The organism is Nocardia pneumoniae NBRC 100136 (assembly GCF_000308755.1).
GTDB classification, from domain to species: domain Bacteria; phylum Actinomycetota; class Actinomycetes; order Mycobacteriales; family Mycobacteriaceae; genus Nocardia; species Nocardia pneumoniae.
In genome coordinates this window covers 15,351-27,590 of sequence record NZ_BAGF01000087.1, presented here as the reverse complement: position 1 = coordinate 27,590, position 12,240 = coordinate 15,351, and the positions used below count along the sequence as shown (strand labels likewise).

10 protein-coding genes and 1 pseudogene are annotated in these 12,240 nt (G+C 66.2%); 5 read left to right on the top strand and 6 right to left on the bottom strand.

Annotated elements, in window-relative coordinates; genetic code table 11:
* Positions 1-49: 49 nt before the first annotated feature.
* The 5 genes from ON34_RS28300 (at position 50) to ON34_RS28280 (ending at position 6,099) form a co-directional block, all read left to right on the top strand.
* Positions 50-556: a Jag family protein gene (locus tag ON34_RS28300; RefSeq protein ID WP_051023253.1), complete on the top strand. Its 507-nt coding sequence runs from the start codon at positions 50-52 to the stop codon at positions 554-556.
* A gap of 163 nt (positions 557-719) precedes the next feature.
* Complete coding sequence (gene rsmG, locus ON34_RS28295; protein ID WP_083889846.1) at positions 720-1,505, top strand: 16S rRNA (guanine(527)-N(7))-methyltransferase RsmG; 786 nt, start codon at positions 720-722, stop codon at positions 1,503-1,505.
* 1,396 nt (positions 1,506-2,901) lie between these two features.
* Positions 2,902-3,858 (top strand): ParA family protein, encoded by a 957-nt coding sequence (locus ON34_RS28290; RefSeq protein ID WP_245548237.1) that lies wholly within the window; start codon positions 2,902-2,904, stop codon positions 3,856-3,858.
* A gap of 69 nt (positions 3,859-3,927) precedes the next feature.
* On the top strand, positions 3,928-4,974 hold the full coding sequence (locus ON34_RS28285) for a ParB/RepB/Spo0J family partition protein (RefSeq protein ID WP_051023252.1): 1,047 nt from the start codon (positions 3,928-3,930) through the stop codon (positions 4,972-4,974).
* Positions 4,975-5,370: 396 nt separating this feature from the next.
* The gene (locus ON34_RS28280; RefSeq protein WP_040785128.1) at positions 5,371-6,099 is read left to right on the top strand and encodes a GNAT family N-acetyltransferase; all 729 of its coding nucleotides are present in this window, start codon (positions 5,371-5,373) and stop codon (positions 6,097-6,099) included.
* Positions 6,100-6,171: 72 nt separating this feature from the next.
* On the opposite strand, the pseudogene ON34_RS28275 reads toward ON34_RS28280, so the two are convergent.
* From ON34_RS28275 to sigM, 6 genes and pseudogenes are all read right to left on the bottom strand, one after another.
* Positions 6,172-7,341, bottom strand: a pseudogene (locus ON34_RS28275) (IS30 family transposase).
* Between the two features lie 467 nt (positions 7,342-7,808).
* Positions 7,809-9,002, bottom strand: coding sequence for an N-acetylmuramoyl-L-alanine amidase (locus ON34_RS28270; RefSeq protein WP_040785126.1), 1,194 nt, complete (start codon positions 9,000-9,002; stop codon positions 7,809-7,811).
* 160 nt (positions 9,003-9,162) lie between these two features.
* Positions 9,163-9,495 (bottom strand): thioredoxin, encoded by a 333-nt coding sequence (gene trxA / locus ON34_RS28265; RefSeq protein ID WP_040785123.1) that lies wholly within the window; start codon positions 9,493-9,495, stop codon positions 9,163-9,165.
* 33 nt (positions 9,496-9,528) lie between these two features.
* On the bottom strand, positions 9,529-10,509 hold the full coding sequence (trxB, locus tag ON34_RS28260; protein ID WP_040785121.1) for a thioredoxin-disulfide reductase: 981 nt from the start codon (positions 10,507-10,509) through the stop codon (positions 9,529-9,531).
* 127 nt (positions 10,510-10,636) lie between these two features.
* On the bottom strand, positions 10,637-11,425 hold the full coding sequence (locus tag ON34_RS28255; protein WP_040785120.1) for an RsmA family anti-sigma factor: 789 nt from the start codon (positions 11,423-11,425) through the stop codon (positions 10,637-10,639).
* Between the two features lie 101 nt (positions 11,426-11,526).
* Positions 11,527-12,129 carry an RNA polymerase sigma factor SigM gene (gene sigM / locus ON34_RS28250; protein WP_083889850.1) on the bottom strand — a complete coding sequence of 201 codons (603 nt, stop codon included), beginning with the start codon at positions 12,127-12,129 and terminating at the stop codon, positions 11,527-11,529.
* Positions 12,130-12,240: the final 111 nt, after the last annotated feature.

Sequence of the window (12,240 nt, the reverse complement as noted above, 5' to 3'; positions counted from 1 at the left end):
TCAAATGACTGTTGAGACCGACGGAGGGGACGCCACAGTGGCGACGACGATGGTGAACGCCGGGTCGGATGCCGGCGATGTCGAGAACGACACCGAGGAAGCTCTCATCGAGGAAGGCGAGATCGCCGGCGACTACCTCGAGCAGTTGCTCGACGTCCTCGACTTCGACGGTGACATCGATCTCGACGTGGAAGGCGACCGCGCCGTCGTGAGCATCGACGGCGGCCGTGACCTGACCAAGCTCGTCGGACGCAACGGTGAAGTGCTCGACGCTTTGCAGGAATTGACTCGGTTGGCCGTTCAGCAGGCGACGGGTGTGCGGAGTCGGCTGATGCTGGACGTGGCAGGGTGGCGGGCCAAGCGCAGGTCGGAGCTGAGCGAGCTCGGTACCGCTGCCGCGCAGCGGGTGCTGGAATCCGGTCAGCCCGAGTCGCTGGCGCCTATGACCCCGTTCGAGCGCAAGATCGTGCATGACGCGGTGGCCGCGGTGGAGGGTGTCAGCAGCGAGAGTGAAGGTGTCGAGCCGAACCGCCATGTGGTGGTCGTTCCCGCCTGAGTGCCGCGAAGGCTGAGAGCCGTAAGTCCGCGAAGGCGAGCCAGCCGAGTGTTCCGCGGCCGGATGGGTAGTGGTTGGATAGGGCCTCTGGTCTTCGGACCGGGGGCCTTATTCGTGTCCGGCGCCCGATTGCTCGCTCGTTGATCGATTCGAGTTCGGAAGGATGTTTCACGTGGAACGAGATCTCGGTGGAACCGCCGCGGTGCCCGCGGAGCTGGAACCACCTGCGTCGGCGGCAACCGTCTTCGGCGATCGACTCGGTCTCGCGCAGCGATATTGCGCGGCGCTCGCGACGGCGGGCGTGGAGCGCGGGCTGATCGGTCCGCGCGAGGTGCCGCGGCTCTGGGATCGCCACATCCTGAATTGCGCGGTGCTCGGTGAGTTGATCGCCGAGGGCGCGTCCGTGGTCGACATCGGCAGCGGTGCCGGGCTCCCCGGGATTCCGCTTGCGATCGCTCGGCCGGACCTCCGGATCACGTTGGTCGAACCGCTCCTGCGCCGCACCATCTTCCTGAGCGAGTTCATCGAATCGGCCGGATTGGATGTGACCGTGGTCCGGGGGCGGGCGGAACAGTCGGGCGTAATGAAGGAAGCCGGCGGGGCGGACGTCGTCACGTCCCGCGCGGTTGCCCCGCTCGGCAAGTTGGCCCAGTGGTCGCTTCCCCTCCTCCGCGACCACGGGCACATGCTGGCGCTGAAGGGAGCCAGCGCGGCCGAGGAACTCGAACGCGACGGCGACGCCTTGGCGCGGGCCGGCGCCGGTAATGCGGTCGTGCTCGCGTGCGGTGTCGGATTTGTGTCCACGCCGACGATGGTGATCAGCGCTGAACGACTCCCCCGCGCCGAGCGCACGTCCCGGCGGCGCGCTGAACGCGCAGGCGCCAAAGCGGCTCGCAGCGGCGCGACGGAACGCGTCCGCACCAAGCGTGCCGCTCGGAAAGCCCAGTGAGGGTCGGTCGTGCGGGATGGCCGCGCGCGTTCTATTCCACCCCTTAAGCCCCGCGTCCCAGCGCGCTCGATTGCGGCGTGGGCATTCCAATTCCCATGGTGCGGGGTAGTTTCGTCACCCTGACGGAACTGAGCCGATCGTTGTCGAGCAACCGGCTGCTCTGAGTGAGTAGAGGAGCTCGTACCAGAGTGCGCCGCACCAGTTGATTGATCCTGTCCAAGGTCGATCACCGTAGCCGTTCTCCGTGCTGCGGCGGTCCACGGAGTTCAAGAGTCGTGCCGGGATGCGTCGATGAGTCCCTGGCAATGTTTCACGTGAATCGAAACTGATTCGCGGCTGATGGCAGGACCGATCCAAGAATGGGCATGGGGTGGTGCCCACTAGCCCGGGCGGCGGCTGAATCGCGGCAAGCGTGATCCCCGTGCCGATCCCCATGTGGTCGGGGCGGAACTCGGGAGTGCGCCGAGGAATGTTCACTGCGATTGGACGCGGTAGTGCCTGACGGACCTGATCCAGTCCGCAACGGGCACCACGCTTCTTGAATCCGTGGCCGGGGATTCGGCTGCTGCCACCCCGATTGGTGCGGTAGGCGAACGCGTGCGGGGTAACCGTGCGCGTGCGAGGTGGCGGACGTGTGCGGGGGTGGCGGAGTGTGCGGGGGTGGCGGAGTGTGCGGGGGTGGCGGAGTGTGCGGGGGTGGCGGAGTGTGCGGGGGTGGCGGATCTCGTCGAGCCCAGGTATCCCTGTCTATCCCGTAGTTCGGCGGGACCGGCTTATTCGTGAGCTGGATCCAGACACCTGCCGTGGCGGAGTTGCGGCAAGCACGAACAGTTGCCGCCCATGATCCTCTCCCCTGTGCCCGGTATTCGATTGACGCATGGGCTCTGCATGATTCACGTGAAACATTGCTTCAAGCGAAGCGGCCAGGCCGAACCGGTCGACCTGAACCGTGGCCCGGGTGCGATGCGCTGAGCCACGGCGGATTCTCGACGATCGCCCTGTACTCGCTGCCTACCCCAACGGTTTCGATCCACCGGGCGATGTTTCATGTGAAACACCGGCCGTGGCGGCGAAAATCGTGCGGATTTGCGTGTCGCTGTGCGCGTCGCCGCGATTCAACTTTCGTATCCCGCTCAGTGCTGGCAAGCTAGTGTGCGTCGGGCGTGAGCGTAGGTGCTGCGGAGGATCTGGTTGTTACAGCGGCGAGAGCTCCGCTCGGTCGATCGGGCGCCGCGAACCCGGTCGTGCATCGTGTTCGATCCGACTAAAGGCTGTTGCAACACGACGTCGACCTGTCCGTCGCGCGCACGTGTTCTGAAGTTTCTCGGGTTAGGAGCTGTCTATGTCGAGCGGTCCGGCGAATGTTTCACGGGAAACGACGTCGCGCGTGCCGGGGATGCTGGACTCCAGCAATTTCGACGCGGAGGCGTTCGGAAGCACACCGTTCGGGCACATCTCGCCGAGCGAGACCCCGATAGCCGCTGAAGCCCAACGTGCGAGTCAGGTCCTCCATCCAGGAAAGGCGACTGTGCCGAAACCGCAAGAGCAGCGCATCATCACGATCGCCAATCAGAAAGGTGGCGTCGGAAAGACGACCACCGCGGTGAATCTGGCGGCCGCCCTGGCGCATCAGGGGATGACCGTTCTGGTGATCGATCTGGATCCGCAGGGAAACGCCAGTACCGCCCTGGGGATCGAGCATCATTCCGGTGTCCCGTCCAGCTACGAGCTGCTCATCGGCGAAGTGTCGGTCCGGGACGCCATTCAAACCAGCCCGCACAGTGAACGTCTGCTCTGCATCCCGGCGACCATCGACCTGGCGGGCGCCGAGATCGAACTCGTTTCGATGGTGGCCAGGGAAGGTCGCCTGAAAGCCGCCATCCAGGAGGCGAATATCGCCGGGTACGACATCGATTACGTGATGATCGACTGCCCACCCTCGCTGGGCCTGCTGACGGTCAACGCGCTGGTCGCTGCGAAGGAGGTGCTGATTCCCATTCAGTGCGAGTACTACGCGCTGGAAGGCGTTGGGCAGCTTCTGCGCAATATCGGGCTGGTGCAGGCGCATCTGAATCCGGAACTGCATGTCTCGACCGTGATTCTCACGATGTACGACGGCCGCACGAAGCTGGCCGATCAGGTCGCCGAGGAGGTCCGCGGACACTTCGGCGATGTCGTGCTGCGCTCGGTGATTCCGCGCAGCGTGAAGGTGTCGGAGGCGCCGGGCTACGGCATGACGGTGCTCGATTATGATCCAGGCTCCCGGGGTGCGATGAGCTACCTGGATGCCGGACGCGAGATGGCAGCCCGAGCGATGGCGCCGCGTGCTGCCGCGACGAAGTCGGCGGAGTGACTCGGTCGGCCGGGTCGATACTCGGCGAAGTCCGGTTGGTGGCGGAACGAGGAAGGGGTCGGTAGACCGATGAGTCAGGCGAAGAAGGGTGGACTCGGGCGCGGTCTCGCCGCGCTGATCCCGACGGCACCGGCGGCCACGCCGGGGGTCGGCGGCTCCGCTGCGGGCGTCATCGGTCTCGATCCGATCGGGCCGCCGCCCGCTACGACCTACCTGCACCGGGTCCCCGATCCCGCCGACGACAATGCCGAGCTGGTGGTCGGCGGCGCGATCTATCGTGAGATCCCCCCGGATCAGATCGAGCCGAACCCGAAGCAGCCGCGCACCGTCTTCGAAGAAGAGGCGCTGGCCGAGCTGGTGCATTCGATCCGCGAGTTCGGCTTGATGCAACCGATCGTGGTGCGTCGGCTCGAGCCGGGTGTCGACCGCTATCAGATCGTCATGGGTGAGCGGCGCTGGCGGGCATGCCAGGAGGCCGGTCTGGCCGCCATTCCCGCGATCGTCCGCGAAACCGCGGACGAGGCGATGCTGCGCGATGCCCTCCTGGAGAACATCCACCGGGTACAGCTGAATCCTTTGGAAGAGGCGGCGGCCTACCAGCAGCTGCTGGAGGAATTCGGCGTGACCCACGAGGAATTGGCTGCGCGAATCGGTCGCTCCCGCCCCGTCGTGACGAATATGATCCGTCTACTGAAGTTGCCGATCCCGGTGCAGCGCCGGGTCGCGGCGGGCGTACTGTCCGCCGGGCACGCGCGGGCACTGCTTGGTCTCGAAGCGGGTGCGGACGCCCAAGAGGTGCTCGCCGCCCGTATCGTCGCCGAGGGACTCTCGGTCCGGGCTACCGAGGAAGCCGTCACGCTGGCGAACCGAGATCCGGACGCCGCGGCGCCCTCCCCGGTTGCCCGGCGGAAGCCGATCCAGATGCCGCGTTTGCAGGATGTGGCCGATCGGCTGGCTGGCTCGTTCGACACCCGAGTGACCGTGAGTATGGGTAAGCGCAAAGGCAAGATCGTCGTCGAGTTCGGGTCGGTCGATGACCTCGAGCGGATCGTCGCCCTGATGGAGCAGAACACCCCTGATGACGGGGCATCGCTGCTCAGTGACAGAAGTGACTAAATTTAACTTGTGATTTCCATAGGTGCGGGCCTCCGGCCGAAACGTCACTGTGACGGCATGGCTCCGCGCGGCCTCGGAGCGCGTGCTGCTCCGTGGCAGAGCAGCACAAGTTCTTCGGACCAACAGCACAGCGACATGGAATGAGGCGGGTTCCCTTTGATCGCTTATTCTTGCTGGCGAGCAAATATTGATGCGGCGTGAGCGAGCGCAGCGGGCGAACAATGGACACAGCCGAGCCCTCGCTCGTGCCGGAGCCGAGCGTCAGCGAGGCGCAGGTATGAGCGAGCGCAGCGAGCAAGCCATGCCCCAGCGCGCAACGCGCACGCCGGAGGCGAGCGCCAGCGAGGTGGAGGCGTGAGCGTGGATGAATCGGACAGCTGGAGGCTGAGCAGAGCGGTGTCGACCAGCGTCACAGCACTTACCCTCGGCGGACTGGAAAAGCTTCCCGCGCATGCGCGGCGCTGCGTTTTCTGGGAGATCGATCCCGCGGTGGCCGAGGACTCGCGCAATTTCAGCGATCCGGTGTTCGAGAAGGAAGCGTGGCTGTCCACGGTCATGCTGGAGTGGGGTTCGTGCGGACAGGTGGCGAACGTCGACGGCAACGTCGCCGGCTGCGCCCTGTACGCCCCGCCGAGCGCGGTGCCGCGAGCCACCCTCTTCCCCACTTCTCCGGTCAGCCCGGACGCCATCCTGCTGACCACGCTGCGGGCCGAATTTCCCTATCAGGATGCCGATATCGCCCATCAATTGATCCAGGCGGTGGTGGCGGATCTGGTGCGCCGCGGTGTGCGCGCGCTGGAGGCATTCGGCATTCGTACCGATCCGTCCACGCAGGCGCTGTCGGAGCGATTCGGTTCGATGACGCTGATGGAGCGGATCGTCGCACCGATCAATGGTTCGGGCGGGTCCGGTGCGTCCACCGAATGCTCGCCGGAGACCTGCATGATCGATGCCGACTTCCTAGAGGAAGTCGGTTTCGAGGTCGTCGCCCCGCACCACCGGTTCCCGCGGCTGCGATTGGAGCTGGACTCCGATCACGGCTGGAAGGAAGACGTCGAACGAGCGCTGGACCAGCTGCTCGCGGCGGCCTCGATGACCGTGCCGACCCGCATCGGGGCGCGCTGACCCGGAACAGCGAAGCGCCCCCTGTCGATCGAAAGCTTGGATTCCAGGGGTCGTCGCAACACTGCCTGGATTTCAGGTGGTGAGTAGATCACGAAGACGCTCGGCTGGGGTATCCCAGCCGAGCGTTTTGCGTGGCCGGTCGTTGAGTTCCTGGGCGACGTGTTCGAGGTCTTCGGGACCGTGGACACTCAGATCGGAGCCTTTCGGAAGTATTGGCGCAGTAGGCCGTTGGTGTTTTCGTTCGATCCGCGCTGCCAGGGGCTGGCGGGGTCGCAGAAGTAGACGGCCATATCGGTGGCCATGGAGAACTGCTTGTGTCGGGCCATTTCACAGCCTTGGTCCCAGGTGAGCGAGCCGCGCAGGTGCGCGGGCAGCGTGGAGATGGTGCGGATGAGCTGGTCGCGGACGGCTTCGGCGTGATGACCGGCGGGCAGGTGGAGCAGCATCGTGTAGCGGGTCGAGCGTTCCACCAGCGTGCCGATTGCGGAGTTGTGCCCTGCGCCGACGATCAGGTCCCCTTCCCAGTGGCCGGGCACCGCCCGGTCGTCGACCTCAGCGGGCCGGTCACTGATCATGATCATCTTGTCGACGAATCTGGGGGTCCGCCGATTCACTGCCTGGCGAGGCCGGCGGCCGGGTCCGCCCGGACCGCAGCGCGGCGACCAGCTCGCGTTTGAGTCCGCCGCGCGCTTGGCAGTAGAGAGCCTGGTAGATCGTTTCGTGGCTCACCCGCATGCTCTCGTCGTCGGGATAGTCCTTGCGGAGCCGGTGAGAGATCTGTTCCGGCGACCGCCACCGGGACAGGCCATCGGCAACAGCCTGCCGCAACAACTCGTTGCTCACCAGTCTCGACGCCTTCGGGCGCGCCCGCGAGGCACTGGCCTGCTCATGCGCCCGGTAAGGCAGGTAAACCGTTGACCAGGTGGGCCCAGATCTCCCGCGACACCGTCGACTTGTGCTTGCTGATCCGGGCCGCGATCGCGGTCACCGTCTGTTTGGTGCCAACCCGTCGGCGATATCGAGCCGGTTCTGCAACGACAGATAGCGATCGCTGATCGCCGCGCGAGCGGCATCATCCAGGGCCTTGACCACCGGACGTTTGTAGTCGACCCCGGTCCGGTAGTTGATCACAGTGCCGTCGGGACGCACTCGCGCGTTGCCTGTCCGGCGGATTCCCAGCCGCCAGTCCCTCGCGGTCCGGTAGTTCACACCGACCTCGGCCGCGGCCTCCCTCATCGACATCCCTGCCGCGAGCAGTTCCAGAAACCGCCGCTTGGCCTCGGGTTTTTCCCGCCGTCCGGGGTGTTTGGCGGGCCGCCGCGCTCAACAGCCCGTCGGCCACCAGAATTCGACGAGCCACCGAGAACGCCACCCCGGCAGTCTTCGCGGCGCGGTTCACCGATCCCGTCTGGTCGAACACCCGCCGGATCAGCACCGGATCCACCGGCCGCGACGGTCCGCGAGGCTTGCCCAGCTCCACACCCTCAGCCCGCAAGATCCGGTAGGCACGCCCCCGCAAAATACCCAGCGCCGCAGCGGCTTCGGTCACAGCAACCCGGCACTGATCAACCGGACCAGATGGCCACCGAACCGGGCCACATCCTCCGAAAACGACACGGTCGCCGCAACCTCTCACATCGAGAGTGTTACGACGACCGCGTGAACCCAAGAGAAGGACAGGGGGCGCTTGACGTTTCAGGGCAGGTGAACTACATCCGGTCCGCCGCGGCCAGCTCCTCGGCCAGCAGTTCGGCGAAAGTGTATGTGCCGGTGGGCTGATCGTCCTGACCGAGCAGATACAGCCGCTTCACCGAGATCAGGATCGCTTCGGCGATCACATCCCGCATACGTGGGTTGGTGAGTACGGAGGCGTCGTATTCATTTGTCAGATAACCGATGTCGACCTGCACGGTCGGCATCTTGGTGAGGCGCAAGAGATCCCAGGTGCGCGCATGGGTCCGGCAGTCCTGCAACGACGTTCGCGCGACGACCTCACGCTGAATGAAACCGGCGAGTACCTGGCCGATCATCGACACCGAGCCGTGCGAGTTGCCGAAGTAGAACCCGGCGACGCCGTTCGCGAGCGGACTCGGATTGGTGGCGCAGCGCAGCGAGATCATCAGATCGGCGTCGAAGGCGTTCGAGGTATCGGCGCGCTGGGCGTCGGTCGGGTTGGCCCCCCACGGACGCGAGAGGAAGGTCTCCATGCCGGTGGCGGCCATCCGGCCTTCCAAGCGGCTGGCCAAGTCCCATAGGATTTCCGACTCGTAGACATCGCCGTACTCGGTGGGCACCGCGCAACCTTTGTCCGGACCGCCGAGACCCGGGTCGATGACGATCCGTTTGCCGGTCAACTGGGGGCCCGCCCGGTGCACCACTTCTTCCTCGGCGATGCGATGCGGATTGCCTCCGGTCACCCTGGCGCCGAGCAGGTCCAGCGAGCGAAGTGTGTCGGGACCGCAGATGCCGTCCGCCGACAGTCCGATCTCACGCTGGAAGGCCGTCAGCGCGTCGTGGGTGTGCGGTCCGAAATACCCGTCGACGCGGTGCACGTAGAAGCCGAGGTCCTGCAGCCTGCGCTGGAGGGTGGCCACGTCGTCGCCGTACAGCGGCGCGGAGAGCTGATAGATCAGCGTGCGGGCGCCGAGCCGGTACGAAGCCTCCTTCAGCGCCCGATAGGTCGCCGGTCCGACCACGCCGTCGACGAGTAACCCGCGGTGCTGCTGGAAGGCGCGGACCGCAGAGTCGAGGTGATGGTCGAAGGAGACTTCGGTGTCTTTCCAGTACTCGCGCGCGTCCGAGTGATCGGTACCGACGTGCGCATGTAGGAACCCGAGACTTGCCAGGGTGCTCCGAACCTCTGCTACGGCTGGACCGGAATCGCCGTGACGAAGTCGGTGCATGCGTGAGAGCCCTTTCCTTCCGTCAACCCGCGGGTACCCACTCATGCGATGGGATACACCTTCGCACGACCGGAGCGTCGGTCGATTGTCTCAGACCCGGACCGGGTTGCGACAATTCCCCGGGTCCAGGCATCCTACGGCGCGTTCTCGTTTCGCGTCGTCAGATGACGTCTTCGAGTTCGCGCAAAAGAGCCGCTTTGCCCTTCGCTCCGACGATCTGTTTGACCGGCTTACCGCCGCGGAACAGCATCATAGTGGGCAGCGAGAGGATCTGATAATCGCGGGCGGTGCTCGGGTTGGCGTCCACGTCCAGCTTCGCGATGGTCAACTTGTCCGCATGCGTGCCCGCGATCTCCTCCAGGACGGGGGCGACCATTTTGCACGGCCCACACCAGTCGGCCCAGAAATCGACGAGGACGGGCTTGTCACTGAGCAGCACGTCGTCGGCGAAGGACGCGTCGGTGACGGTGACCGTCTTGGCGGACTCGGACATGAATTTCTCCTTGGAATACGGCGAGACGGAAGATCAGTTGGCGGGGACGGCGACCGACTCGCCCGCGTGGTCGAGGGTGTTCGTGGTGATATCACCCTGCTCGGCCAGCCAGCGTTCGGCGTCGATGGCCGCCCGGCAGCCGGTGCCCGCGGCGGTGATCGCCTGGCGGTAGGTGTGGTCGACGAGATCGCCCGCGGCGAAGACGCCGGGGATGTCGGTGGCGGTGGTGGGGTGCTGCACCAGCACGTATCCCTCGTCGTCCAGCGCGACCTGCCCCTTGACCAGCTCGCTGCGCGGGTCGTGGCCGATCGCGACGAACAGGCCGGTGGCGGGCAGTTCGGAGGTCTCGCCGGTGCGGGTGTCGCGCAGCGTCAGGTGGGTGACGCTGTTGTCGCCGTGCACCTCGCTCACCTCGGCATTGAGCACGAACTTGATCTTGTCGTTCGCCTTCGCGCGCTCCAGCATGATGCGCGAGGCGCGGAACTCCTCGCGGCGGTGCACGATGGTGACGCTGGAGGCGAACTTGGTCAGGAAGGTGGCCTCCTCCATCGCGGAGTCGCCGCCGCCGACCACGACGATGTCCTGGCCTTTGAAGAAGAAGCCGTCGCAGGTGGCGCAGGCGCTGACACCCCGTCCGAGCAACCGCTGCTCGCCCGGGACGTTGAGATACCGCGCGGCCGAACCCATGGCGAGGATCACGGCGTAGGCCTCGTAGACCTCCGTGCCGACGGTGACCTTCTTGACCGGGCCGGTGAGGTCCACCGCGTCGACGTCCTCGGTGCGGATTTCCGCGCCGAACCGCTTGGCCTGCTCGCGCATCTCCTCCATGAGGTCCGGGCCCATGATGCCGTCGCGGAAGCCGGGGAAGTTCTCCACCTCGGTGGTGGTCATCAGCGCACCGCCGAACTGGGTCCCTTCGAACAGCAGCGGCTCGAGCTCGGCCCGGCCCGCGTACACAGCGGCCGTGTAGCCGGCAGGTCCGGAGCCGATGATGATCAGGTCGCGAACGCTCATGGGGCCCTTCCGGGAGTTTCAGTGGACGTATCGGCCGACGACAGGGACGTGTCGGTCAACAACAGGGTAATGGCTGTTGTTCCCGCGTTGTCCGGGTCACATGGTGCGTGTGCCCGATATCGCACCGTCAGCCGATGTCCTGCACTGCCCTGCGTTGTGGATCGCCTGTGCCGCAACCGGTCCCGACGACAAGCGCGGTGATCGAGGGTGGACGCGGGCCGCTGAGCAGGATGAGGACCGCGTTGCGGCCTTGAAATGTGATGTCGGTGGAGCCGAGAACGGTCCGTTCGAGTCCGTTGGCTTGGACGCAGCGGTTCAGAGCGGCCGGGTTGGCGAGGGAGCCGGTGACGGTGTGGCGGCCGAGGGCGGAGAGCGCGACGGTGGCGGTGAGTTCCTCGCCGAGATCGTCGTTTCCAGGGGTGGGTTGAGCGATGGGTGGTGTGGGATCGTCACCGCCGCGCAGCGTCGAGACGACGGCGCCCACACCGGTGACAGCGAGGATCGCCGCGGCCGCCGCGGCCGACCAACGGAATCTGCCACGGCGGCGGTCGTCGAGCGGGACCGGTTGGGCCAGCGGGGATTCCGAAGCCGTTGGCTCCCCATCGGATTCGTCTGTCGGCACGGAATGGATCGCGCCGTCCCGGGCAGCTGGGCCCTCGGGTGGGTCCAGTTCGTCGACGAACTGCGTGAGCCGGGCCGCGACGTCGGCGGGCATGGGGTGGATGATGCGTTCGTCACAGCCCAGGGCACGCAGCTCGGCGCTGACCTCGTCGAGTGACCGCAGGTAACGCAGCGCCTGTGGGTCGCGGGAGACCGCGGGCCACAACTGCGCACGCTGCTGGGGCGCCACGTTGTCGGCGTGCAGGTCGGCGAGCAACTCGGCCGTGAACGCAGGCCGCGGCACCCGGGTCGCCATCGCACCTCCGTTGCTCGCCTCTGACATCACGGCAATCCCCTCGCTGATGGGACCGTCTCTACATCGTCTCGTAGCCCGTCACTGTTAATGACGCAGCCGAGCTAGCTGCGGTTCCCCGGATCACGCAGAAATTCCAACCGCTGCTGCAACCGCTGCCGCGCCCGCGCGCACCGGCTTTTGATCGTTCCCTCCGCGACTCCGAGCAACGCGGCCGCTTCGGCCACGCTATACCCCTCCACATCGACGGCGACCAACGCGGTGCGCTGCTCCGGTGGCAGCGAGAACAGCGCGCGATCGATCACCATCGACATCTCCAGCTCGGCCATCGCATCGCGGTCGTCCTTCGGTTCGGGCATGGTGTCGGCGGTGAGTGAGAGCGCGCGGCGGGTCTTGTTGCGCCGGATCCGATCCAGGCAGGCGTTCACCACGATCGCGTGCAGCCAGCTGCGGACCTCGGCCTCACCGCGGAACGACCCGGCCGTGCGATGCGCCGACAACAGCGCGTCCTGCAACGAGTCCGCCGCGTCCTCCCGGGTGTAGGAGGTGCGCAACGCCGTCTGCCAGAGGTGATCGTTATGCCTGCGCAGCAGCTCGGCGAACGCGTGCCGCTGGCCGCCCACGTGTGCCCGCAACAACTCGACATCGGTGTACTCATCGGGGATGAACGAGCGCTCGCGGTACGCCACCGGACGCGGCGTCCGCACGGCGACCTCGATGCGGTCGCCACACCCCTCGTTCAATTCGGACGACAATGCCAACCCCTTGGACAGCGCTCACGGCGGCAACGGGCATGGTTGACCATCGCCGAGAATTTC